General features: G+C 55.6%; 22 protein-coding genes and 2 tRNA genes. 16 read left to right on the forward strand and 8 right to left on the reverse strand.

Translation table 11 applies throughout. From position 1 onward, the window contains the following. The first annotated feature begins 212 nt into the window (after nt 1–212). The 10 genes from E8K88_RS15485 (at nt 213) to E8K88_RS15530 (ending at nt 9442) form a co-directional block, all read left to right on the forward strand. The gene (locus E8K88_RS15485; protein ID WP_136407583.1) at nt 213–689 is read left to right on the forward strand and encodes a hypothetical protein; all 477 of its coding nucleotides are present in this window, start codon (nt 213–215) and stop codon (nt 687–689) included. Beyond that, complete coding sequence (locus tag E8K88_RS15490) at nt 686–1084, forward strand: response regulator (RefSeq protein ID WP_136407584.1); 399 nt, start codon at nt 686–688, stop codon at nt 1082–1084. Before E8K88_RS15485 ends, E8K88_RS15490 begins: the two co-directional genes overlap by 4 nt. 14 nt (nt 1085–1098) lie before the next feature. Then, nucleotides 1099–3117 carry a chemotaxis protein CheA gene (locus E8K88_RS15495; RefSeq protein ID WP_136407585.1) on the forward strand — a complete coding sequence of 673 codons (2019 nt, stop codon included), beginning with the start codon at nt 1099–1101 and terminating at the stop codon, nt 3115–3117. Next, nucleotides 3114–3632: a chemotaxis protein CheW gene (locus E8K88_RS15500; protein WP_136407586.1), complete on the forward strand. Its 519-nt coding sequence runs from the start codon at nt 3114–3116 to the stop codon at nt 3630–3632. Before E8K88_RS15495 ends, E8K88_RS15500 begins: the two co-directional genes overlap by 4 nt. A 146-nt stretch (nt 3633–3778) precedes the next feature. Next, entirely contained in the window at nt 3779–4630 is an 852-nt protein-coding gene (locus E8K88_RS15505) for a CheR family methyltransferase (protein WP_136407587.1), read from the forward strand. Beyond that, nucleotides 4617–5267 carry a chemoreceptor glutamine deamidase CheD gene (gene cheD, locus E8K88_RS15510; protein ID WP_136407588.1) on the forward strand — a complete coding sequence of 217 codons (651 nt, stop codon included), beginning with the start codon at nt 4617–4619 and terminating at the stop codon, nt 5265–5267. Before E8K88_RS15505 ends, cheD begins: the two co-directional genes overlap by 14 nt. Before the next feature lie 48 nt (nt 5268–5315). Beyond that, the gene (locus E8K88_RS15515; protein WP_136407589.1) at nt 5316–6548 is read left to right on the forward strand and encodes a protein-glutamate methylesterase/protein-glutamine glutaminase; all 1233 of its coding nucleotides are present in this window, start codon (nt 5316–5318) and stop codon (nt 6546–6548) included. A 610-nt stretch (nt 6549–7158) separates the two neighbouring features. Continuing rightward, nucleotides 7159–7536: a hypothetical protein gene (locus tag E8K88_RS15520; protein WP_136407590.1), complete on the forward strand. Its 378-nt coding sequence runs from the start codon at nt 7159–7161 to the stop codon at nt 7534–7536. A gap of 171 nt (nt 7537–7707) precedes the next feature. After that, the gene (locus E8K88_RS15525) at nt 7708–8484 is read left to right on the forward strand and encodes a rolling circle replication-associated protein (protein WP_205880104.1); all 777 of its coding nucleotides are present in this window, start codon (nt 7708–7710) and stop codon (nt 8482–8484) included. After that, nucleotides 8477–9442, forward strand: coding sequence for a tyrosine-type recombinase/integrase (locus E8K88_RS15530; RefSeq protein ID WP_240754561.1), 966 nt, complete (start codon nt 8477–8479; stop codon nt 9440–9442). The genes E8K88_RS15525 and E8K88_RS15530 overlap by 8 nt, the downstream gene beginning before the upstream one ends. Nucleotides 9443–9505: 63 nt before the next feature. Here the strand turns inward: E8K88_RS15530 and E8K88_RS15535 are convergent. From E8K88_RS15535 to msbA, 6 genes are all read right to left on the reverse strand, one after another. After that, a tRNA-Cys gene (locus E8K88_RS15535) sits at nt 9506–9579 on the reverse strand. Nucleotides 9580–9704: 125 nt separating this feature from the next. Continuing rightward, nucleotides 9705–10973, reverse strand: a complete 1269-nt coding sequence (clpX, locus tag E8K88_RS15540; RefSeq protein WP_136407592.1) for an ATP-dependent Clp protease ATP-binding subunit ClpX — start codon at nt 10971–10973, stop codon at nt 9705–9707. A 311-nt stretch (nt 10974–11284) separates the two neighbouring features. Then, complete coding sequence (locus E8K88_RS15545; protein WP_136407593.1) at nt 11285–12385, reverse strand: GGDEF domain-containing protein; 1101 nt, start codon at nt 12383–12385, stop codon at nt 11285–11287. Nucleotides 12386–12595: 210 nt separating this feature from the next. Beyond that, complete coding sequence (trmB, locus tag E8K88_RS15550) at nt 12596–13339, reverse strand: tRNA (guanosine(46)-N7)-methyltransferase TrmB (protein ID WP_136407594.1); 744 nt, start codon at nt 13337–13339, stop codon at nt 12596–12598. Between the two features lie 300 nt (nt 13340–13639). Then, a complete protein-coding gene (locus tag E8K88_RS15555; RefSeq protein ID WP_136407595.1) occupies nt 13640–15085 on the reverse strand; it encodes an FAD-binding oxidoreductase in 1446 nt (481 codons plus the stop codon). 336 nt (nt 15086–15421) lie between these two features. Continuing rightward, complete coding sequence (gene msbA, locus E8K88_RS15560; RefSeq protein WP_136407596.1) at nt 15422–17257, reverse strand: lipid A export permease/ATP-binding protein MsbA; 1836 nt, start codon at nt 17255–17257, stop codon at nt 15422–15424. Nucleotides 17258–17646: 389 nt separating this feature from the next. Here msbA and tolB point away from each other — a divergent pair, with 389 nt between their 5' ends. From tolB to E8K88_RS15590, 6 genes are all read left to right on the forward strand, one after another. After that, entirely contained in the window at nt 17647–18930 is a 1284-nt protein-coding gene (tolB, locus tag E8K88_RS15565) for a Tol-Pal system beta propeller repeat protein TolB (RefSeq protein WP_205880105.1), read from the forward strand. Between the two features lie 111 nt (nt 18931–19041). Continuing rightward, nucleotides 19042–19578, forward strand: coding sequence for a peptidoglycan-associated lipoprotein Pal (gene pal / locus E8K88_RS15570; protein WP_136407597.1), 537 nt, complete (start codon nt 19042–19044; stop codon nt 19576–19578). Between the two features lie 7 nt (nt 19579–19585). Then, nucleotides 19586–20335 (forward strand): tol-pal system protein YbgF, encoded by a 750-nt coding sequence (gene ybgF, locus E8K88_RS15575; RefSeq protein WP_136407598.1) that lies wholly within the window; start codon nt 19586–19588, stop codon nt 20333–20335. 236 nt (nt 20336–20571) lie between these two features. Then, complete coding sequence (locus tag E8K88_RS15580) at nt 20572–21330, forward strand: tRNA threonylcarbamoyladenosine dehydratase (RefSeq protein ID WP_136407599.1); 759 nt, start codon at nt 20572–20574, stop codon at nt 21328–21330. A gap of 80 nt (nt 21331–21410) precedes the next feature. Further along, nucleotides 21411–21486 (forward strand) — tRNA-Lys (locus tag E8K88_RS15585). Nucleotides 21487–21684: 198 nt separating this feature from the next. Continuing rightward, nucleotides 21685–22509 carry a hypothetical protein gene (locus tag E8K88_RS15590; RefSeq protein WP_136407600.1) on the forward strand — a complete coding sequence of 275 codons (825 nt, stop codon included), beginning with the start codon at nt 21685–21687 and terminating at the stop codon, nt 22507–22509. A 138-nt stretch (nt 22510–22647) separates the two neighbouring features. On the opposite strand, the gene E8K88_RS15595 is transcribed toward E8K88_RS15590, so the two are convergent. Both E8K88_RS15595 and E8K88_RS15600 read right to left on the reverse strand, forming a co-directional pair. After that, nucleotides 22648–23310, reverse strand: coding sequence for a YIP1 family protein (locus E8K88_RS15595; protein WP_136407601.1), 663 nt, complete (start codon nt 23308–23310; stop codon nt 22648–22650). Nucleotides 23311–23483: 173 nt separating this feature from the next. Beyond that, a complete protein-coding gene (locus E8K88_RS15600; RefSeq protein WP_136407602.1) occupies nt 23484–24797 on the reverse strand; it encodes a dihydroorotase in 1314 nt (437 codons plus the stop codon). Nucleotides 24798–25029 lie beyond the last annotated feature (232 nt).

Genomic DNA, 25029 nt, shown 5'->3' on the forward strand with positions numbered 1-25029 from the left:
CTCATACAGGCGTATGGGCAGCAACAGCCGCCTTGCACTGCCTCTTTTTGTGCCTTGCGCAACTGCGTGAAGATTGTGAGCAGGCCCTTTAGCAACTTGCGCGTTACGCAGCGAAACTTCATAGAAAACATGCAGCTCGAGTGAAGCAGGTGTGCGAGCACCAGCTCCACGTTTGCTTGTTCGTGTGTGACCCTTCCTGATTCAAGCCTTCTGTGCCAAACCGACACGCCCAGCCATCAAGCTTTCAAGCGTTGCAATCGATTCACGAGACGCTCAAAGCCGCCGATGCGGACCTGCAACAACTCGATGTGATGCTCAGCCACCACAGCGAGCGTTTGCTTGCGGCCTTTGAAGGCGCGATGGAGACGGTCGATGAAGCCAAGCATGCACCCACGGCCAATCTGACCTTGACGATCGAGTCGATTCAACAGCTTCGTCAACAACTTGCGCAAGCGGTGCTGCATCTACAGTTTCAAGACATATCCTCGCAAATGCTCAGCCATTGCCAAGTACGATTGCAGGCCTGTCAAACACTGCTTGAGCAAGTGCAAACCCAGCCATCGCAGCTTGCTGAAGCCATGACCATCCCTCCTCTCCAAGGCCCAGTCACACAAGCGAGCTTAGATGCAGGCACGATCGAGCTGTTCGACACCCTTGCCCACCCCTCTATTTCAGGAGACCACCCATGAGTGCTGAGCCTATCCAAATTCTGGCAGTCGACGACTCGCCTTCCATGCGAAAAATGGTCGCCTTCACACTGCAAGAGGCTGGCTTTCACGTGATTGAGGCCGTGGATGGCGAAGACGCCCTGGAGAAGGCCCAACAACACCAAGGCATCTCGGTGGTGTTGGCTGACCAGAATATGCCTCGCCTGGATGGTTTGGGCCTGACACGCAAACTGCGCTGTCTGGACAATTTCCGCACAACCCCGATTTTGATTCTGACCACCGAGTCCAGCGACGCAATGAAGCAAGCTGGCCGCGCAGCTGGTGCGACTGGCTGGCTGGTCAAGCCGTTTGATCCAGCCAAATTGGTCGATGTGATTCGCCGTGTGGCCACGCCTGCGGCGCCTTCAGCGGCCTGATAACGGCCTCGCGTATGCCCGATCGCTCACCACCGCCAGATTTTTCGCCTCCGCAAATTGACTTGCGGCAGTTCTACCAGCTGTTCTTTGAAGAAACGCAGGAAAATCTGGACCAGCTCGAGCGCATGCTGCTGGACAGCACGTGGCAGCAGGCGACAGACGAAGACTTCCATGCGCTGTTTCGCTGCGCGCATTCGATCAAAGGCAGTGCAGCCACCTTTGGCTTTGATGCGGTTGCCCAGCTCGCGCACCACATGGAATCACTGCTGGATCTCTGGCGCAAGCGGCTGGTCGTGCCAAACACCGAAGCCATTAACCACATGCTGGCAGCAGCCGATGTGATTCGCGGCATGGTGCAAGCGCACGCGCAGCAGCAGCCAATCAACGCTGCGCTGCAAGCGCAAATCGCCCCCGTCACGGCCGCACTGGAGGGCCATTACGCAGCCCATGAACAGGCAGCGGCGCCTGCCACCGCAGCCGGAGCTGCAGCGCCCGCTACGGCGCCATTGTCGTTGCCGCCAGCCGTAGCTCCTGCGGTTATAGATACGCACAACACCCTAACCAGCGCGGTACCCGCCGTATATGAAGAAGACGAATTTGGCTTTTTCAGTGATGCGCCTGGTGCGCCCGCAGACTTAGAGACTAATCCTGCACCAACAGCGCCAGCAGGCGCTTTCACCACCGTCGAATCCAGCGAAGCGAGCCAAGCTCCTACACTCGTCACACCGCCAGCCAACCAGCAAGACACGCCAAGCACCGCCAGCCTGCTCAATCCAACAGACGCGGCCATGCAAAGCGTGCGCGTGCCGGTCGAGCGGGTCGACGAAATGGTCAATTTGTTGGGCGAGCTGGTGGTGTCACAAACGGCTTTGCAGCAAAGCATTCTGCGCCTTGAAAAAAGCCAGCGCGATGCGCTGCAAATCCAACTCGACGAGCAACAGACGCTGATTCGCAAGATGCGTGACACCGTCATGCACATCCGCATGGTGCCTGCCTCGCAATTGTTCAAACGCTTTCCGCGCCTCATCCATGACCTGTCACAGCGGCTGGGCAAGCAAGTGCAATTGCGCACCGAGGGTGACGCTACTGAACTCGACAAAGGCATCATCGAGCGCATCAGCGACCCTTTGACCCATTTGCTGCGCAATTGCATGGACCATGGCTTTGAGACGCCACAAGAGCGTGTGCAAAACAACAAGCCTGCCGAAGGCAGCTTGTGGGTGCGTGCGCAAACCCACGGCAGCCAGGTAGCTTTGCAAGTGCAGGACGATGGCCGCGGCTTGTCACGCGACAAACTGCTGGCGATTGCCGCCAGCAAGGGCATTGAGATGCCTGCCAATGCGCCCGATAGCCAAGTCTGGCAGCTGGCATTTTTACCAGGCGTCAGCACGTCACCAGCGGTCTCCGACGTCTCTGGCCGTGGGGTCGGCATGGATGTGGTCAAACGCAATATTGAAAGCCTTGGCGGGCGGGTGGAGATCGAATCAGCGGCCCAACAGGGCACCACCATCACGCTATGGCTGCCCTTGACCTTGGCCATCACCGATGGCCTGCTGATCCAGTCCGGCGCCGAGCAATACATTGTGCCGCTGGCCTCGGTGCTGGAGTCGATGCCAGCCAAACCACTGCGCATGGAGACACTGGGCAATCGCGCCCGCGTAGTGCAATTGCACGACAATTACTACCCGGTGCTTGCCTTGGATGCCTTGATGGGCATTGCCCGACCCACGCCACCTGCGCCGGATGACACACACAACACCACCTTGCTGCTGCTACAAGCAGGCTCGCACCGGGTCGGTTTGCTGGTCGACACGTTGATTGGACAGCAGCAAGTGGTCATCAAAAGTGTCGAGACACACTACCGAAAAATCCCCTACATCTCAGCGGCCACGGTGTTGGGCGACGGCCAGGTAGCCTTGATCCTGGACGCGCCCGAGCTAGCGGCGATGGGCCAACGCACTGACTGGAAGGGATCCGAAAATAGCGCCAACGCAGCCGTGCATGGCGCTGGCGCAAGGAGTGAGAGCGTATGAGACTGACCCCCTCTTTCAAAGTGGCACACGCCACCCAAGAGCCCAGCACCACTTATTTGAGCTTTATTCTGGCTCAGGAGGCTTACGGCGTCGATGTGGCTTATGTGCGTGAAATCCGCCACTACCAGAGCCCAACACGCATCGCCAATACGCCTGACTTCGTCAAAGGCGTGATGCACCTGCATGGCGCCATCGTGCCGGTGATGGACCTGCGCATCCGCTTCCAGTGCGCGCAAGCTGACTACGGTCCGTTTACCGTGATGGTCGTATTGCAGCTCGATGAGCGCATGGTCGCCCTGGTGGTCGACGGTGTGGCGGAAGTCGCTGAAATTGCTGCCAGCGCCATCCAGCCCGTGCCAGACATGCAAAGCGTGATTCATAGCAGCAGCTTCACCGGCCTCGTGCAACAAAACCAACAGCTGCTGATTTTGCTGGATGCCGAGCGACTCATCGCAGAAGTGGACGATTACTTGCAGCAACAAGAGGCGGCCACAACACGCAACGAGAATGCATGAAACGCCCCTGAATTGTCCGTTTCTCAGCCCAGCCACGCACTGCCTTAGCGCCAACGCACCCACTCCAGCTCCGCCCATAGACCGTGTCTGCTAGCCCAAACCCACCGCCTGTGCCAACCACTCCTTTGCCCTCAGCTCAGCATGCGATGACCAGCCGCTCAAACGCAGCCACGGCCAATAGCGCGATCGAGTTGGACTACCAGGACCAGGACTTTCAGCGCATCCGCAGCATGATTTTTGCGCAAGCCGGCATTTACCTGCACGAGGGCAAACGGGCGATGGTGTTCAACCGCCTCTCAAAACGCCTGCGGCAAACCCAGCAGCGCAGCTTTAGCGACTACCTGGATGCCTTGGACTGCTCGGCTGACAGCCCAGAGTGGGAGTTCTTCATCAATGCGCTGACCACCAACCTCACGGCCTTTTTTCGTGAGGCTCACCACTTTGACATGCTGCGTGAGATGCTGCAAAACAAGCCGGCCAAGCAGGCTTGGTCAATCTGGAGCGGCGCCACCGCCAGTGGCGAAGAAGCTTACTCGATTGCCATCACTGCTGCTGCCAGCCTGCCCGCAGCGCAAGAGAGTGTGCGCATCATCGCCAGTGACATCAATACCCACACCTTGGCACGCGCCAGCCAAGGCATCTACCCACTCAGCAAAGTGGAACACCTGGGCGATGGCATCCTGAAAAATTACTTCCAACGCGGCACCGGCGAGCGCGATGGCCTGGTGCGTATCCAACCTTGGCTGACCCAATGGATTGCATTCACACAAATTAACCTGCAAAGCCACAGCTGGCCAACGGACATCGCCCAACTCAATGCCATCTTCTGTCGTAACGTATTGATTTACTTTCAAGAAACCACCCAGCGCCAGGTGCTAGAGCGGCTGCACCACGCATTGGCCCCAGGCGGCTACTTGTTCATGGGCCATGCTGAACATCTGGGCAAACACGAGGACCTGTTCAAGCCGATTGGAAAGACGGTGTATGCAAAACGCTGAAGCATCCAAGCCGCACAGCGATGCCGATCTGACCTACTGCCAAGGAGCAACCAGCCGCTACTTTGACCGGGAGTTCCAGCAAGCGGCGATCAAAATCCATCCCGGCGGCTATGCCGCCACTGCCAGCGACTACGCTATCACCACGGTGCTGGGCTCCTGCATCTCGGCCTGCATCTGGTCGCCGCAACTCGGTATCGGCGGCATGAACCATTTCATGTTGCCCGACTCGGACAATACCGCACCGATGTCACAGGGGCTCTACGGTATCATGGCCATGGAACTGCTGATCAACGCCTTGATGAAACTCGGCGTGCCACGCGCGCAATTACAAGCCAAGATTTTTGGCGGCGCTCAACTGCTAATGCCAACCGGCAATAGCCTGGCCTTTGGCAACGTCGGCGAGCGCAATACCCAGTTTGTCGAAAACTACCTGCAGGAAGAGCGCATCCCCATCATTGCCAAAGACCTGCTGGGCAGGCAGCCCAGGCGCTTGGTGTTTTTTCCAAAAACCGGTGCAGCCCTGGTCAAACGTCTAGGTGCAGTCTCCTTCACGGAACAAGAAATGGTGCAGCAAAGCCGCAGTGCGCTGCGGTTGGCGCAGCGCAATGCGGGTGGCTCGGTCGAGCTTTTTGACTAAACACATAACGGCCCCTGCACACTGACCACCACGATTGATTAGCCCCTGATGTCCACCACTTTGCCGCACGAGACCATACCCACCGCTTCGCTCATCAAAGTGCTGGTAGTCGATGACTCTGCACTGGTGCGCCAGCTGCTCAAAACCATCATCGATGCGCAAGAGGGCATGCAATGCATTGGTGTGGCCAAACATGCCGATATGGCGCTGCGCATGGTCAAGGAGCTGCACCCTGATGTGCTGACACTCGATGTCGAAATGCCCGGCATGAGTGGGCTGCAGCTGCTCAGAATCTTGATGCACTCACAGCCACTGCCTGTGATCATGGTCTCCTCGCTCACCCTCGACGGTGCCCAAACTACCTTGGACGCACTTGAATTAGGCGCGCTGGACTTTGTCACCAAACCCAGCGTAGGGGTGGCCGACGGTTTGACACAACTGGCCCAGCAAGTGGTGGAGAAAATACGCACCGCCGCAACAGCCCGCATCGGCTACGCCGTCAAGCCGCAGCCAGCGCGCCGTGTGGCAGAGCCAGCTGCAGCATTCACGCCCACCAAGCCATTCCCACCCAATCCGCTGCACTGGCACCCAACCGGACCTCACGCTCATCCAACAGCCAAAGCCCCCCCCAAAGTCGCGGCGCATGCGCCAAGGCACACGCAGCACCTGCCCCATACCGCAATCAAGCTGATTGCCATTGGCGCATCCACTGGCGGAACAGATGCCATTCGCACCATTTTGCAAGCAATGCCTGCGCTTTGCCCACCCATTGCCATCGTGCAGCACATGCCGGCCGGCTTTACACGCAGTTTTGCCGAGCGCTTGAACAGCATGTGCGCCATTGAAGTGCACGAGGCAGAAGACGGCGAGCGGCTGCAACGCGGCCACGCCTATATTGCCCCGGGCGGCCGACACTTGCGCATCCGCCAGAACGCCGGCATCGCACAGATCGCTTTGGGTGACGATGAGCCGGTGCTGCGCCACCGCCCTTCAGTCGATGCCTTGTTCCGCTCAATCCCCCACACCATAGGTGCCACGCACTGCGTGGCCGCGCTCCTGACCGGCATGGGCGCCGATGGCGCAGCTGCGATGCTGGAGCTGCGCTTGGCCGGCGCCCACACCATTGCACAAGATGCAGAGTCCTGCGTGGTCTATGGCATGCCGCGCGAAGCCGCGCTGCTGGGTGCGGCCAGCGAAATACGGCCGCTAGCGCACATTGCCCAGGCCATTCTGGACTATGCCGAGACTCGCCAAGCACCACTAAGCAAGCCCCATTCATAAGCTTGGCATACGAGCTGCGAAGCTGAAAGCGTCACCACCTCCCTGTTGACCAAACCCTGCTCAGGCGGCTGGGCTGGTGCAGAAAAAGATGGGTTAATACAAGCAAGCAATCAGGCTGTCTTTAGTAGCGCGTGCATGTGCAGGATGTTGGACTTACACCCTAGCGGTTATTACGCCTGGAAGCCCAAGCCTGAGAGTGAGCGTGCCCTTGACGACCTTAGGCTGCTGGGAGGCTCAAAACTGTCTAGTAAATACTGGTCGATTCATACTCGCTCTAACCCTTCACGCAAAACCACAGACATCTCCTCCAGTATGATTCACCTATGAAACGCAAGCATACTCGTATAGTTATCGAATTTTTTACTCTGGAATCGAATTTATTTATATAAATTAGCTACTTATCAGGGTGAGGGGAGCCATTAGGCTGTGGTTAAACCGTCGAACCCGAAGGGCTGTCCACATCAGGTTATCCACGGGCATAGCCGGTGGGTAACGTGTTGTGGTCAGGACGGCTTATCCACGGTCAACGGCGTTGGGGGCGGGGCTCCGCCTCCAGGTCACCGACTAGGTGACAGTGGTTTCAAGTTCCCTGACCTGCTATGCTTCGCCTATGTCTACACTTAAACCCATTCAAGGCAAAACACCTCCAGCAACCGAGCAAGAGGTGCAAGAGCGCTATGCGTTGATGGACAAGGCCATCCGTCAAACAGGGCTGCAAATTGACGAGCTTGAATCAGCACTGGGTATGTACATGGTAGGCTTTCACTTTGGCTGGAAAGTGCTGCATGTCATCCACAGCAAAAAGACTATTGCCAAGTACGAAGGCATCTTAGGCATCAAGGTGCGCGAGGCTTTTCCAGAGTACGGCCCTGATGCAGATCGCACCAATGCATTCAAACTGATCAAGTCAGTTTCCAGCTTCTGGAAGCTGGTTTCAGGTGACGAGCGCCCACCGATTCAGCTGGATAAGCGCACAATTCAAGATTAGGGAACTTTAAATCCCTTGACAGGAATTTTATATTCCCTTTAAATAGGGAGCATGAAATTCCCTATCCGTTTTACACAACCAGCGCCTAGCGCTGCTCCCGCATCTGCAAGCGCCACGCATGACGCGCAGAGGGGCCCCGCTTGCGGGGAGACTGGCGCGGCATCGGGGCGCTTGCAAGAAGCGGGCGGAACGCCTGCTTCTGGGCTTGTCAAAATATCAACAAGTGCGACGACCTATCGTGACTTCATTGAAATTGACCCCAAAAAAACACGAGTCCAAAGACTCAGAAAAACAATTCCCTCAGCTGCTAATCTGCTGCAACAAGCCCTAGGCCCAAAACGCTACAAAGCGGCCATGATCACCTTGACCTACCGGGGTGTGGACGACTTCGAGCCCAAGCACATTTCACGCTTCTTGGACTCAGCCCGCAAGTGGATGGCAAGACGCGGCTACAAGCTGCATTACGTGTGGGTGGCAGAGCTGCAAAAACGCGGGGCGCTTCACTACCATGTGCTGATCTGGCTACCCAAAGGCTTGACCCTGCCAAAGCCCGATAAACAAGGCTGGTGGCCGCATGGCATGAGCAAGATTGAGTGGGCACGCAACGCAGTAGGCTATATGGTTAAGTACCTGTCGAAGATGGACAGCGAAGGAAGCTTTCCAAAAGGGTGCAGACTCAGCGGTCGTGGTGGCTTGGACGCTTCGGCACGCTCTATTTGCCGGTGGATCAATTACTCAAGCTGGCTCAAACGCATAGCCGGTGTCAACACTCCCATCAAACGCATCAAAGGCCTTGGACTGGTCAACATGGCAAGCGGGGAAGTGCTGCGCAGTCCTTGGCAGGTCATCGTGGCAGGAGGAAAAATCATCGTTTACCAAGTCTTCGAGCTGGTCGGTGGCGTCGACTACCACGGCCCCTACTCCATGCTGAAAGAATCGCATGACTGACAAGATGCCGCCACGTTTGAACCAAAAGGGCCGCATGTGGTTTCACACTACCAAAGGCCGTAATCGTGTCTGGACACCTCTGTCAAGCGACCTAGAGGAAGCCAAAGTCTTATGGGCGCAGATTGAGGCCAACACCACCATAGACGCGCCAGACTCCGTATCCGAAGTCATCAAGCGCTACATGCAAGACGTGATGCCCAAAAAAGCCCCACGCACACGCAAAGACAACGAAGCAGAAATGCCCAATCTGTTGCGTGCTTTTGGTGCCATGCGCATAGGCGATGTACAGCCGTTTCATGTGCGCAAGTACATGGACCAGCGGGGCGAGTCTGCACCAGTCAGAGCCAATAGAGAAAAGGCTCTGCTCTCTCACATCTTTAACAAGGCACGTGAATGGGGCTACACCAACACAGCCAACCCATGCCAAGGCGTGCGGGGCTTTCGTGAAACGGGCCGCACACGCTACGTGCAAGATGCAGAGTTTGCCGCTGTCAAACGTGCGGCAAGCCCTGTGGTAGCTGACGCTATGGACTTGGCGTACTTGACCGCTCAACGCCCTGCTGACCTGCTAAAAATGCAATGGGCAGATGTGTACCTTGGGGCATTGCATGTGCGCCAGAACAAAACTGGGGCACGTCTGGCGATTGAGTTATCGGGTGATCTCGCTTCGGTCGTTGAGCGTATCCAAAGCCGTGAGGTGTCACAGAAAAGCGATTGGATTTTGCAGCGTGACAACGGCGAGGCGTTGAGCTATGCGGGGCTGTTTCAGGGCTTTGACAAAGCACGACAGGCCGCAGGCGTGATTTTCCAGTTCCGTGACATTCGCGCTAAAGCGGCTACCGATCTTGGCGACCTGGCCCACGCTCAACAGCTTTTAGGCCATAGCAAACGGGATATGACGGAACACTATGTCCGCTCCCGGCAAGGCATCAAAGTGATGCCACTGCGCCTTAGATAAAAGTGTGTACATCAGGTGTACAAAAGGGCTTACACCTTTTAGAGTGTAAGCCCTTGATTTATATGGAGGCGCGACCCGGAATCGAACCGGGCTAAACGGATTTGCAATCCGCTGCATAACCTCTTTGCTATCGCGCCATGTCTGCTTTTGTTCAAACAGAAAAACCTATTCTACACAAGTTTTTGGCTTCGTGCAGCGAGTGCATGAAAGCACCGTGTTTTTTCTGCTCAGCCAACAGATTTTCACTCTGTTGGCTCGTGGTTTAGGCTTTTTTGCTTTCCTCGCGCAACACCATCAGTGGTGGCTTGTTCTCGGTGATGGTGGCTTCTTCGACAACGACTTTGTCGACGTTGCTCATCGAGGGCAGCTCGTACATCGTCGACATCAGCGCTTGCTCCAGAATCGAACGCAGGCCACGCGCACCGGTTTTGCGGGCAATGGCTTTGCGGGCCACGGCTTTGAGCGCTTCTGGGCGGATCTCCAGCTCGGCGTCTTCCATCGCAAACAGCTTGGCGTATTGCTTCACCACCGCATTGCGTGGCTCGGTCAGAATTTGCACCAAAGCATTTTCGTCCAGCTCGGTCAATGCAGTGACCACCGGCAGTCGGCCAATCAGCTCGGGGATGATGCCGTACTTGATCAGGTCTTCTGGCTCGATCTCCGAGAACAGCTCGGTGATGCTGCGGTTTTGTTTGGATTTGACGGCTGCGCCAAATCCAATGCCCGAAGCTTGCGTGCGGTTTTCAATGACTTTTTCAAGGCCCGCAAACGCACCGCCGCAGATGAACAAGATATTGGTCGTGTCGACCTGCAAAAAGTCTTGATTGGGGTGCTTGCGCCCGCCTTGTGGTGGAATGCTGGCGACCGTGCCTTCAATCAGTTTCAGCAGCGCTTGTTGAACACCTTCGCCCGAGACGTCGCGGGTGATCGATGGGTTGTCCGCCTTGCGCGAAATTTTGTCAATTTCGTCGATGTAGACAATTCCGCGTTGCGCTTCTTCGACTTTGTAGTCGCAGCTTTGCAAAAGCTTTTGCACGATGTTCTCAACATCCTCACCCACATAACCGGCTTCGGTCAGCGTGGTTGCATCTGCCATCACAAAGGGTACGTTGAGCATTTTGGCCAGGGTTTGGGCCAACAAGGTTTTGCCTGAGCCGGTGGGGCCAATCAACAAAATATTGCTTTTGGACAACTCGACATCGTCTTTGGCGCCGCTCAAGTCTTTGTGCCACAAACGTTTGTAGTGGTTGTAGACCGCCACGGCCAAGGCTTGTTTGGCCTTGTCCTGGCCAATCACATAGTTGTCCAGATTGCCTTTGATCTCTGTGGGGGTAGGCAAGCTGGGGCGCGCATTCGCGTCCACGCCGACCTCCTTGACCTCTTCCTGCACGATTTCATTGCACAGGTCGATGCATTCATCACAGATGAATACGGACGGCCCTGCAATGAGCTTTTTCACTTCATGCTGGCTTTTGCCGCAAAAAGAACAGTAAAGCGTTTTTTCGCTAGAAGGGTTTTTCTTCTCAGCCATTCAAAAAGTACCTTTGAATCATAGAAACCGGATGATTTGCTGCAGGCGATGCCGACTTAAACGACCAACAAGCACTTGCACAAGCATCTTACATATACCTGTCAATAAGGAGGCCGTTATAACCGAAAACGCCGACCACTGCATCAAATGTCTAAATGTCTGCACGGGCAACGGGATTGTTTGGCCTCGGGCTCTTAGAGCCTGTTCAAGGCGCGATTGCAAGCTATGCAAACGTCTCCTCGCAAGGCCATAAGCATCTTTACCCTGCTCCCTTGTGTAAATACCTGCGACCAGGACCTGCCTCTTGGCACTTAGAACAGATCAACCTCACTGTTTTGCACCGGCAGATGCACTTTGCCCGATGCCAGTAAATCTTCATAATAGGCCACTTGGTTTTTGCCGTTCTTTTTGACGAAATACAAGGCGCGATCGGCTTGTTCGAGCAAATTGGCCAGCACAACGCCATCAGCACGCGCAAAGCCGATGCTGACGGTGACCTTCCCAACCTGGGGGAAGCTAAAGGCAGCCACCGATTGGCGCAATTGCTCCAAAATGGCTTTCACACCGCACAGCTCAGCTTCCTTGAGCAGCACAATGAACTCCTCTCCGCCATATCGAAATAGGCGGTCGGTATGGCGAAAATTTTTCCGCAGGATGTTCGACACCAAAATGAGCACTTCATCGCCATACAAATGGCCAAACTGGTCATTGATTTGTTTGAAGCTGTCAATGTCAATCATCGCCAGCCATTGGGCAAGGGGTTTATCGCTATGTGCGTGCTTGCACTGGCGGTCATCGCACTGGCATCTGTTGCCCATCGATCCAGCAGCATTGTGCGCGGCTGCGCCGTCGCGCAGCTGGAACCGCAAGTCGTCGAATGTTTTTCGGTTGAGCAATCCAGTGAGCGCATCACGCTCGCTGTAATCGAGCAGGTTTTGGTAGTTTTGATAGACCTGAAAAACGGCGCAAATGAGCTCGATGCGCTGCGCATTAAAAGACTCGTATTGACGCAATTCAATGCATTGAATGGCTTTTTGCTGCCGCCAGACAATCAACCAAATACCATGGCCGAACTGGCCGCTGGCATCGCGCCAGCGCATCAGGCAATAGCTGCGCCCAGCCGAAATGGCCTGGCGTAAATGGGCTACGTCTTGGAGGGGTTGTTTGTCTTCTAAGCGCTGCATTGGCGGCGCAATAAATGCAGACAGTTCAGACACCCCAACTTGCCGGTACTTGTAGAACAAAGAGTCCGCGCCGTTGTCTTGCAGCAGATCCACCATGCCCACGCTGTGCACCTGCGGCAAACGCAGCAGCGTGCCGATGACTGATTCTTCCAGGCGCGAATGCGTCCTGTGGCCAGTCATTTCGGCCAGATCTTGCAAAATAGGGGAAATATGGTGGGGCTCTGGCATAAATTGACAAACCAAGTCACGCAGCTCTTACCAACACTGCATATTGTGCTACAAACATCGCTCCAGAGTCTAATGGAATGCTTTTTCGCTCCCTATGACATCATCAAAAACTGTCTTTAGAGCCGCCAACACCACCCAGAAAAACCGTAGGCAGTACGCAGGTACGTACCAGGTTTTACAACGACGTACCAAGGGTGGTGTTAGCGGCTCTTATTGCTTATGAAAAACAATGTCCCAGACGCCATGGCCTAAGCGCAGGCCACGTTTCTCAAATTTGGTGACTGGGCGGTACCAAGGCCGCTCGGCAAAGCCTTGCGGCAAAGCACTTTGGTTGCGCAAACCGGGCGTGGCCTGCAGCACATCACGAATTTGAATTGCATACTCTTCCCAGTCAGTCGCGCAGTGCAAGTAACCACCAACGGCGACGTGTTTGAGCAAGCCATTGATAAACGGGGCCTGGATCAAACGGCGTTTATGGTGGCGTTTTTTATGCCAAGGATCTGGGAAGTAAATATGCACTCCGGCCAAGCTCTCAGCCGGCACCATGTGCTCAAGCACTTCGACCGCGTCATGCTGCACAATGCGGATATTTTCAATGCCCTCTTCCTGAATGCGTTTGAGCAATGCGCCCACGCCTGGGGTGTGGACCTCGCAGCAGAGGAAATTGTCTTCAGGGCGCGCCTTGGCAATGGTGGCGGTGGCATCGCCCATGCCAAAACCGATTTCGAGAATGACCGGGGCCTTGCGGCCGAAGGCCTGCTCCATATCCAACGCAGCGGCGCTGTAAGGGATCACATAACGGCTGGCCAGCGCGTCAATGGCTTGCTGCTGGCCTGTCGTGGTGCGGCCAGCGCGCACCACAAAGCTGCGAATGCGTTTGAAATGGGCAGGTGCCGCGTCGCGGCTCGAATCGTCGGTCGATGGAGGGATTGGGTTATTGTTTTCTGCAGTCATCGCAGTCAGTCGGCAAAGGCTTGAAAGCCGCACAGGGGCATGCCTGAGGCTTTCAAAACACACTATAAAGCGCAGATTGTGCCGCATTCTGGCAGCGCACTGGCAATCTGGCCTTTGCATACCACCGGGCCAAGTCCATCAAGGGCCTTGGTGGAGGCTTGTATCTAGCATGCCCAGCATGGCGCATGCAGTGAATGGCTGTTGTACGTTTCCCCAAAAACAGTGTGGGCGCGCGCGCAAAAAAGCAGGTGTTTTCACACCTGCTCTGCGAGTGCATGCATGGTGCATGCTGCTTGGGCCTTATGCGTCCGGCAACAAAGCGTGCGGATTGAACAGGTTAAGCGGGTCCAACGCGCCTTTGATCGCACGCATCATGCCCAGCGCTACCGGGTCTTTGTAATGGGCCAGGTCGTGGCGTTTAAGGCGGCCTACGCCGTGCTCGGCCGAGAACGAACCACCGAAGGATGCCACCACATCGTAAATCGCTTGCTCAGCCGTTTGCTGGCAGGTATCGACAAACTCGCGTGGGTTCGCACCCTCTGGGGCCTGCACATTGAAATGCAGATTGCCATCACCCAAATGGCCGAAATTGATCACGCGAGCGTCTGGCAGCACTTTGGCCAACTCTTCCTTGGCTTTGCGCACAAACGCCGGAATGCTCGATGAAGGCACCGAGATGTCGTGTTTCAGGTGCAAGCCTTCGGCCGCTTGTGCCAGCGTGATGTGCTCACGGATATCCCACATTTTCTGCGCTTGGTCGAGGTTTTGGGCCACCGCACCATCGGTCAGCAAACCTGCTTCAAAAGCCGCTTCCAGCAAACCTTCCAAGCGTGCACGCGCCCGGTCTTCACTTTCGTCGTCAGAGTATTCGAGCAAGATGAAAGCAGCGCCAGTGCTGGCATCGATTGGCATGCGCATATGCGGCATGTGCTTTTCCACCAGCTTGAGCGCATCCTGCTCCATGGCTTCAAAGCCGGTCAAGCCAGAAGCGAGCTGCTGCTGGGCCAAGGCCAGCAACTCGACAGCATGGTCCAAAGTATCGACGGCCAACCACGCGCAGGTTGTGGCCGCTGGCTGTGGGTACAGCTTCAAGGTGGCTGCAGTGATGATCCCCAACGTGCCTTCGCTGCCAATCATCAAATGGCGCAGGTCATAGCCGGTATTGTTTTTGCGCAGACCAGACAGGCCATTCCAGATCTCGCCTTTGGCATTGACCATCTCGATCCCCAGGCACAAATCGCGGGTATTGCCGTAGCGCACGACTTGCGTGCCTCCGGCGTTGGTGGCCAGGTTGCCACCAATCACACAACTGCCTTCTGCAGCCAGGCTCAAAGGAAACAACAAACCTTGCTCAGCCGCCAGGTTTTGCAGGTTTTGCAAAATGCAGCCAGCTTCCACCGTCATCGACAGGTTCTGCTTGTCAAAAGCCCGCACAGCTTGCATGCGCTTGAGGCTCACGACTACTTGCAGGCCGGACGCATCTGGCGTGCCGCCCAGCACCAGGCCGGTATTGCCGCCTTGCGGCACGATCGAGACATTCAAACCGGATTCTTTGGCCGCCAGACAAGCTTGCACCACAGCAGCTACCTCAGCGGTGGACGCTGGACTAACTACGGCCAAGGCCTTGCCTTTGGCCAGCTGACGCCAATCCTCTTCCCATGCCGTCAGGTCACCACCAGAACGGGCGTGGTCTGCGCCCAGCAAGCTTTGGAGTTGTTCTACGAGTTGTTCAGCGGTGATGGTCATTGGCAATCCATGTGTCAAAGAGCGGGTCAAAGAGCGAAATAGCGCGCGTATTATCGCGCGCCAGACGGTGAGTCAATGGCAATGGCCCCCATCCCCGTTGCCTACGCCAGCCATTACCCGCAATAATTTGCTAAGAGCCTACTCAAAGAAAGCGCTGTATAACACCCGCTCGCAGGAATACTACGGCACCAGGATGGGCCGTCAGGCGCCTTGGTCGCTGATAGCCACCGCTGTAGGCGACAAAGAGTGGCGCAGCAAATCGCCTGTGACCGGGCTCAGACTACAACAGGCAGTGGTGCAGCGCTTTCCTCTGTGCTTGTGTGTTTGGCGTGGTCGTTATTGATCCGTGCCTTCTGCAGGCTTGGGCGAGGACGGTGATTCCGCCGGCATGTGGTGCAAACGGGCATACAAGCCGTTCTCAGCCAATAAGCTGGCATGCGTGCCCTGCTCGACAATCTGGCCGCGGTCCATCACCACAACGCGATCAGCATGCTCGATCGTGCTCAGGCGGTGGGCAATCACCAAGGTGGTACGACCGACCATCAAGCGCTGCAAGGCCTCTTGCACCAAACGCTCAGACTGGGTGTCGAGCGCCGAGGTCGCCTCATCCAAAATCAGGATCGGCGCGTCTTTGTACAAAGCGCGGGCAATGGCCAGACGCTGACGCTGGCCACCAGAGAGCTTCGATGCGTTGTGGCCTACCAACGTATGCATGCCCTTGGGCAAGCCGGCCACCAAATCGCCCAGATTGGCCGCGTCCAAACATGCCTGCACGCGCTGCTCGTCGGGTTTGCTGCCAAGCGCGACGTTCTCGGCCACGCTGACGTTGAGCATCACCACATCCTGACTGACCATCGCAAACTGGTTGCGCAGGGCTTGAATGTCCCACTGCTCGATCGGCTCGCCGTCGAGCAGCAATTGCCCACCACTGGGTTCAAGAAAGCGTGGCAGCAAATTCACCAATGTGGTCTTGCCAGCCCCAGAGGGGCCGACCAAGGCCACAGTTTGCCCTGCCTGCACTTCCAGGCTCAGCTCACGCAACGCGGGTACCCCGTGGCCATCAAAATGCACGCTGACGGACTGGAGTTGAATGTGGCCCTGCGCCCGCGCTTTGGTATAGCGGCCGCCTTTTTCATCGCCCAGTGAGTCCAGCAGTGCCAGGCCGCGCTCCAGCGCAGCGACGCCGCGTGTGAGTGGGTTGGCCACATCGGTTAGGCGACGCATTGGAGCCACCAAGCCCAGCATGGCCAGCGCAAACTGCATGAAGGCCCCCACCGTGAGCGGATCTTGCGTACGGCTTTGCCACATCGCCAAACAAACAATGACTGAAATCGCGCCAGCGGCCATCACTTGCGTCATAGGCGTCATCGCTGCAGAGGCAATGGTGCTGCGAATCGCAAGGCCCTCTAGCCGGCGACTGAGGCCATTAAAGCGTTGAATCTGCTGGTTTTGCGCTGCATGCAGGCGCACCATGCGATTGGCCAGCGAGTTCTCTTCCACGACATAGGCCAGTTCATCGGTAGCGTCCTGGCTCATTTTGGTGACTTTATAGAGCCGCTTGGAGAGCACCTTCATGATGAAGGCGATGAAAGGCACCATAAAAAACACCAGCAATGTCAGCTGCCAATTCAAATACAGCAAAAAGACGATCAAGGCGACCAAGCTGAAACCATCACGCGAGAGAATCAGTGCCGCGCCCACCAGCATTTGGGCGCCATTTTGCGTCTCATACACCACCGTGTTGGCCAGTTTGCTGGCGGAGTTTTGCTGAAACACCCGGATATCAGCACGCATCAAGCGTTCAAACAACATGGTTCGGATCAAATACATGCCGTGGTTGGAAATGCGCGCCAGCGAATACTGGTTGATGAACTGCGCAATACCGCGAATCACGAAAATCCCCACCAAACCCAGTGGAATCATCCACAAAGGCATGGTTTCTTTGGTAAAACCATCATCTACGATGAAGCGAATGGCAGTGGCCATCATGACCTCGGTACCACCGATCACCGTTGAGGCCAACACCATCACCACCCAAGCCCAGCGATGCTTGCCAAAATAGGGCACAAGACGTTTGAGTCGATCGAGCATCGAGCCGTTCATGGCTGCGGACTTGGAGGGGGCATCAAAACCCTCGTTGTTCTCTGGAGTATCTTTAGGGGTCGCTTGCATAATGCGGCAGATTCTACGGTCTATCACGGAACTGCGAAGCACGAAAAAGCTCACACTTACTTTCAGTGGTGCTTTAGGCCTTGAAAAGGCTTGATTTCAACCTTAAAGAGCAACAATGCATGCAGTGCAATTGCAAAAAAAGATTGCAGCATGCGTCAAATGAAAAATATTCTTTTCGTACGGCAAGGGGTTAGTATTCCTCTGTACGCTTTGGGGCACAATCTCTTCCGTTTCAAACAACGGACTCAATCAACTTGGCCTTTGACAAGTGTCCATTGAGTGATTGTTCTGTTCAGTATTTTCGGCAACGCAAACATCAAATTGTGCGGCACACAGCAAGAGTGGAAAAAGGCATGAAAAAACGCAGTGATCTGTGGAATCAACCCACTATGAACCACACCATGGCAATGACGACACGCCGCAGTGCCGTAGCAGCCTTGTTGGCTGCAGGTGCTGCACCACAGTTGTTTGCACAAAGCCCACGTGTGGATATTGGTGGCCGCGACTACCAGTACCCGATTGCAATTGCCACCTTCCGAGGTGAGGCCCAATCGCCTCAAAAAATCTCCGCCATCGTGCGCGCTGACCTGGAGCGCAGTGGCTATTTCCGCAATATCGATACAGCCGGTGTGACGCTGGACGAATTGTCCCGCCCCGACCTCAACGAATGGCGCCAACGCTCAGCCAGCTGGCTGAGCGCCGGCAGTGTCACACGCCAAGCCGATGGCCGCTACGACGTGCGCTTTCGCCTGTGGGATGTGGCGCGCGGCGAGGACATTGGCGGCGAGAGCTATCTGGTGCCAGCGGCTGATTTGCGTTTGGCCGCACACCGCATCTCTGATTTCATTTACGAAAAAATCATTGGCCAACCCGGCGTGTTTTCCACCCGCATTGCCTATGTGACCAAGGCCGCTCGCTACACCCTCTGGGTCGCAGATGCCGATGGCGAAAATGCCCAAGCAGCGCTGATCAGCTCCGAGCCCATCATCTCGCCAGCCTGGTCACCCGATGGCAAGCAACTGGCCTATGTGTCATTTGAATCGCGCAAGCCCGTGGTCTATATCCACAACGTGGCCACAGGCCAGCGCCGTTTGCTTGCCAACTTCCCGGGTTCAAACAGCGCCCCAACATGGGCGCCTACCGGCGACCGCTTGGCTGTGACCCTGACGCGTGACGGCAACTCGCAGCTCTATACCATCAGTGCCAATGGCGGTGAGCCCACCCGCATCATGCAAAGCCCTGGCATTGATACAGAACCCGATTACTCCGCTAACGGCCAGTACATTTACTTCGTTAGCGACCGTGGCGGCTCGCCACAAATCTACCGCGTCGGCGCCACTGGTGGTGCCGCACAGCGCGTTACCTTCTCAGGTAACTACAACATCTCTCCATCGATCAGCCCGGACGGCGCCTTTTTGGCTTTTATTTCCCGCTCAAACGGCTATCGCTTGCATGTGATGGACTTGGCCAATAGCAGCGTTGCTGCCTTGACCGATACAACTGCTGATGAAAGTCCTAGTTTTGCACCTAACAGTCAACAGTTACTGTATGCAACACGTTTAGGAGGAGCGAGTGCACTGATGACTACTACCGTGGATGGCCGAGTCAAAGTGCGACTACCCGCCCAAGGAGGAGAAATCCGAGAACCAGCCTGGGGACCTCTGTTGCGTTAAGCAGCGAGCACACCCTCTGGAAGAACCAGTAAGTTCGCGTCATTCGTCTTTCGTCTGTCAGTTGTTAATAAAAAAGTCCTTGCGTTAAAAACGCAAACATTGGAGTAAATCATGTTGAGTCTCAAACATACCCTGTCCTATTCCTTGCTGGCCGCGGCCGTCGTGCTGGCTGGTTGCAGCTCTAAAACCAAGTTGGATGACCAAGCCAACGCCGCAGGTACAGGCACAGCCGCCTACGATGCCAGCAGCCAAGGCCAAAGCACCATCTCTGGTGTAGACTTGTCCATCTCGCCTATCGACGGTGAAGGCCCTGTCAATGTCGCGCACACCATCTACTTTGACTTTGACAGCTACTCCGTCAAGCCAGAGTACCAAGCCACGCTGCAACAGCACGCTGATTTCATGCGCGCCAACCGCAACATCACCGTGACCCTGGAAGGCCACACCGACGAGCGCGGCGGTCGTGAATACAACCTGGCACTTGGCCAGCGTCGTGCTGAAGCCGTGCGCCAGACTCTGGATCTGCTGGGCGTGCCAGCATCCCAGCTTGAAGCCATCAGCTACGGCAAAGAAAAGCCAAAATTGAGTGGTTTTAGCGAAGAAGCTTTCGCCCAAAACCGTCGTGTAGAAATCCGCTACAACAAGTAATCACACTATGAAACGACTCGTGCTGCCACCTGTTTCCGCGACCATTCAGCGCATTGCCGCCCTGGCCTTGGTCAGTACTGCGATGCTTCCTGGCGCAGCTCACGCGCTGTTTGAAGATGGTGACGCCAGGCGCGCTATTTTGGAGTTGCGCAGCCGAGTCGATCAACTGCAATTGGTGGATCAAAACACCGCCTCTGAAATCCAGCAAATGCGCTCCAGCCTGCTGGAATTGCAAGGCCAGATCAGCACTCTGCGCAGTGAAATGTCTACTTTGCGTGGGCAAAACGAAGAATTAGCGCAAAACCTCCAGCAAGCAGAAACCCGCCTCAAAGCCTTTGAGCCGCAGCCAGTGCAAGTGGACGGAGCCAGCTTCCAGGCTCAGCCAGCCGAGCAGCAAGCCTTTGATGCCGCGTTGCAGTTATTGCGAAACGGTCAATACGAGCAAGCGCGCAACGCTTTCAAAAGTTTCATCGACCAGCACCCTAATAGCGGCTACGTGCCATCGGCGCAGTTCTGGCTGGGCAACTCGCAATATGCGACCCGCGAATACCAGCAAGCCATTGCCACTTTCAACGAATTGCTGAAACAGTCGCCACAGCACGAACGCGCACCCGACGCCGCCCTGGCCATTGCGAACTCGCAAATCGAGTTGAAAAACGTGCCTGCAGCGCGCCAGACCCTGCAAAACTTGATCACCGTTTATCCCGAATCTTCTGCCGCCAATGATGCACGCGAGCGTTTAGCACGTTTGCGCTAAGAACCTACGCACGAACCCCACAGTCGCGCAAGGCACGCAAAGAGGCTACGCCGCAATGCGCTTTGAAGCCTTGTCTCTCTTTGTCGTGTTGAGGGTTGGAGCCCGAAAGGCACCCGACTGTGTGGCGATGATCAACAGGCTCTAAAATCGACCTGACACCAACAGCAGCACGGCATTGGCCGTGCTTTTTTCTGCAGTGAACGCATGGCTGCAGCACTCACCCTGAGACCCTTGGCATGACAGAAGTGGATCACCAGCGTCGTTTTGGCGGCTTACAACGACTCTATGGCGTCAGCGGAGCACAACGCATTCAGCAAGCCCATGTGGCCGTAGTCGGCATTGGCGGCGTCGGCTCTTGGGCGGCCGAAGCGCTGGCACGCAACGGCGTTGGCAGCATCACTTTGATTGACCTGGACAATGTGGCTGAATCGAACATCAACCGCCAAATCCACGCCTTGACCAGCACCATCGGCCAACCCAAAGTCGAAGCGATGCAAGCGCGTATTGCCCAGATCAACCCGGCCTGCACCGTGCATGTTGTTGAAGATTTTCTGGATGAAAACAATGTCACGCAGCTGCTAGGCTCACAAGCGCTGCACGCAGTGATCGATGCCTGCGACCAAGTACGTGCCAAAGCCGCGATTGCCAACACCATGGTGCGCAGCAAACGACCATTCATCACAGTCGGTGCGGCAGGCGGCAGAACCCAGGCCCAGCTCGTCGAGATCGAAGACCTGGGCCAACTGACCCATGACCCGCTGCTCGCGCAATTGCGCTACCGGCTGCGGCGCTACAACGGCTTTCCCAGCGCACCTAAAAAAATGCAGGTGCCTTGCGTGTTTAGCCGTGAAGCCGTGCGCCCTGCCGACAGCAGCTGTGAAATCCAGCAAGAAGGCTCGCTCAATTGCGCAGGCTACGGCTCAGCCGTGGCAGTGACAGCGACTTTTGGCATGGTGGCTGCAGGTTGGATTACAAATAAATTAAGCATTTCTTAGTTTTTCGCAAAAGTCCAAAAAAAATGCTGCTATACTCACGTTCTTCGCAAAACAGCATTAAACACTGTTAAGCCTAGGTCGGGTCGTTAGCTCAGTTGGTAGAGCAGCGGACTTTTAATCCGTTTGTCACAAGTTCGAATCTTGTACGACCCACCACAATTCAAAGGCTTAGCGCTCACGCGCTAAGCCTTTTTTCTTGCTCCTATTACAAACCTTTCGGAATGCACAAGCCATTGGCTTAGCCCACCGAGGCCCTCCCCGATGATTCCTGTTGCGCTGCCTTCACTGAGCTTTGTCTTAATGGTAGTGTGCTTGCTCGGCACCACACTGCTATGGCTGCTCTGGACGCTGAGTTTGGCATTAAAACCTGCCCAAACAAGACTGCCAACGCGCTGGAGTAAAGCTTTCTACACACTGATCTCTTGCATCTCGCTGTGGACGCTCTACCAATTACTGGATTTCAAATGGCAAATGGATGCTTACAAAGCCCAGCTACAGGCAGAGTTTGAACCGACACTGCAAGTCGCCACCCACTTAGATGGCATTGACATGCCAGCTGGGACGCAATTGACTCTGACGATTGCCAATACACCAGAAAGCTTTCGAAAAGCCCAATTTCCCTTCCCCATTGAGATTGCCAACATATCCGCCACGCAGATTGAGCGCCATATAGCGATTCAAACGGATGCGAAGCACCACACCAGCGGTTTTCAGCCTGAATCCATGCGCATCACTGGACAAGGAGTCACGCTTCAACAAGGCTGGCGCTGTGATGCCAGCCAACCAGTGGAATTTGATTTGCAAAGCGATGGAGGTATTGCAGCATTCAAGCGCTGCACACTGGCAGCCGGCAATCATGCTGCAGACATAGAACTGCCCAAAGGCACCGCCGTCTGGCGCACTACAGGCAATACCTACACCGATGGCTTTGTCGACGATGACCGCTGGAGCCTTGACATACCAGCCAACGAAGTGGTCGCCATTACAGGACTGCCATTGCAGAGCCCATTCATCCGTCTAACAGAACAGCGGCAACTGCATGAGGTCAGCAGAGCTACACTGGCACAGACGGCGCAGTTTGCCGGCCAGTCTTACCCTGCAGGAGCACAAGCGAGCTTCAATGCACGCAGTGAACGCGCCCTGCGCCCTCTGCAATGGCGCATCGCCGCATCACCGTAAAGCCCGCAATGAGCCATCACGGCAACCAAGCCGGGCTATGGCAGTGCAAATGGCAGAAACCAAAAAAAGCCTGAACAGTCGCTCAGGCTTGATCTCGCAGAACCAGTATCAGACGCTGCCACGACATGCCGCAGCGGCTTAAGGTCTATTTTGCATATTGCGCTGGATGTCTGAAAGGGTTTGTTGCTGCTGGTCTTTATCCATCGCAGTGAACTCCGCAGGCGAAATTCCCAGCTCACGCAGCTGCTCTTCCAGCATGACTTGCCCAGCAGTCATCAAGGCTGAAGTGGCAGCAATCACAGCACCAAAAATAGTAAAGGCAATAATGGCTTTGCGCTTGCTGATGCCATGCACCTCGACGCTGGCAATCACCAGCAAATACATGGTCCACACCACATTGACCCAGAAGCCAATCATGGGAATTAAGGCCACAATCGCCGTGACCGGTGTTATGGCCAACGTGGCAACCGAGCAGCGAAACGCCACACCATAGCCTTGCCTAGAGCCCAGTACCTTCCAGAGCAGGAACAAAATTCCGGCACCGATAATCGATGCCGTCACAATCATTCCAGGTGCCAGAATCAACAAGTCAAGCACCGACATGCCATCGTTTTGATTCAGTGCAGCGCCAATCAAAACAGAGATCAAGGTCGTCGCAATCGACAACACAATCGCAAAAGCCAATGGCTCAGCCAAGCTGCCCTGCCTAGGCATGGTTCGGAAATAATCTGCCGGGCGCACAATAATGTACAAAGCCATTTGTACAATGCGCATCAAATTGAATGGGGATGTGGTTGGCATAGGTATTTATCAAACAGGCATCAAACGGTCCACGAGCAGTTTTGCAACTGCCCGCGCGCTAACAGCCTACAAACATGGAGCGGATCAAGCGCGTCTATTCCTCCAGCCCGAGCACAATCAGCAACAGATCAGCTAAGCGCCACCACCCAACTTGGGTGGGCATACCTAGCGTATCACGCTACAGCGCGCTCAACCTCACGTTCAAACGCTATTTCCCCAGCCACGATGGTTGTTTGTACACGGCCAGGCAATGCGCTGCCATCAAACGGCGTGAACTTGCCTTGGCTTAGCAAGGCTTGCGCTTGCACTTGCCATGTCGCATTTGGATCGTAAACTGCAACGTCAGCAACGCCGCCTTGCACCAATTGACCAATGCTGGCATTGAGCGTGCCCAAGGCATGCTGCAGAATACCTGCTGCGCCACTGGTAATGCGTGCCAATGCCTGCGTGAAAGAGATATCCTGCGCCTGCGCCCATTTATGGGCCAAGGGCAGCAGTAGCTCAACTCCAGTGGCACCTGGCTCTGCTTCCGCAAAAGGCAGCTCCTTCTCATCATTGTCCACTGGCGCATGGTCAGACACCAATGCATCAATCGTTCCATCCAGCAGACCTGCAACCAGAGCATCTCTATCACGCTGCTGGCGCAGCGGTGGCTGCAATCTGGCCCGGCTATCAAAATAGCCAATATCCATATCGGTCAAGAAGAGCGAGTTGATACTCACATCAGCAGTCACATTCAAACCTTCTCGCTTGGCCTGACGGATCAGCTCTACACCTTGCGCGCTGCTGATACGACACAAATGCACATGGCAAGGACTGCTGCGCAATAATTCAAAGATCGTATGCAAAGCAATCGTTTCAGCCGCCACCGGCACCCCCGATAAGCCCATGCGCTGGGCCAAAGCACCACTGGCTGCTACTCCACCGCCCAAAGCAGCGTCTTGCGGGCGCAACCAAACCGAAAAATTGAAAGTACCTGCATATTGCAACACGCGCTGCAGCACCTGGTTGTTTTTCAAGGGCCACTCAGCCTGGCCAAAACCAATACAACCTGCGCGCGTCAGATGCGACATTTCAGTGAGCACTTCGCCTTGCAAGCCCTTGGTCAACGCACCCAGCGGCAACAAACGCGCCTGGCGTACATTTTTGGCCCTGAGTTTGAGCATCTCAACCAAGCCAGCCTCATCCAGCACAGGGTCAGTATCTGGTGGGCAAACCAAGCTGGTAATGCCACCAGAGACTGCCGCCCGCATCTCACTCTCAAGCATGCCCGCGTGCTCAAAGCCCGGCTCACGCAGCCTTGCACACAAATCAACCACCCCAGGCAAGACCCACATCCCGTCTGCGGCGATAGTGCGCTGCGCGACAAACCCTGCTGGAGCTGTACCTACGCCGACAATACGGCCATTGGCAATCGCCAGATCGCCCACCGCGTCCATGCCGCTTGCGGGATCAATAATTCTCCCGCCTTGAATAAGAATGCCCATTCTTGATCTTTCCATGCCATCAAAAGAAACCCAGCTTGTCTCTTTTGCCTGCTTCATTTGCAGGATGTATTGTTTGCAATCGTTCCAAAAGACTCAATTATAGGTTGCCACCATATCGCACCAACACATCACTCCCACATAACAATGGCTTTCGTCCACTGACTCAGCTGCACAGTTGGTTTAGCTGTAAGAAATCGATCGCACAAAGCAAAACCCCCTGGCCGATTGGCAC

It is taken from the genome of Lampropedia aestuarii (assembly GCF_004803635.1).
Classification (GTDB): domain Bacteria; phylum Pseudomonadota; class Gammaproteobacteria; order Burkholderiales; family Burkholderiaceae_C; genus Lampropedia; species Lampropedia aestuarii.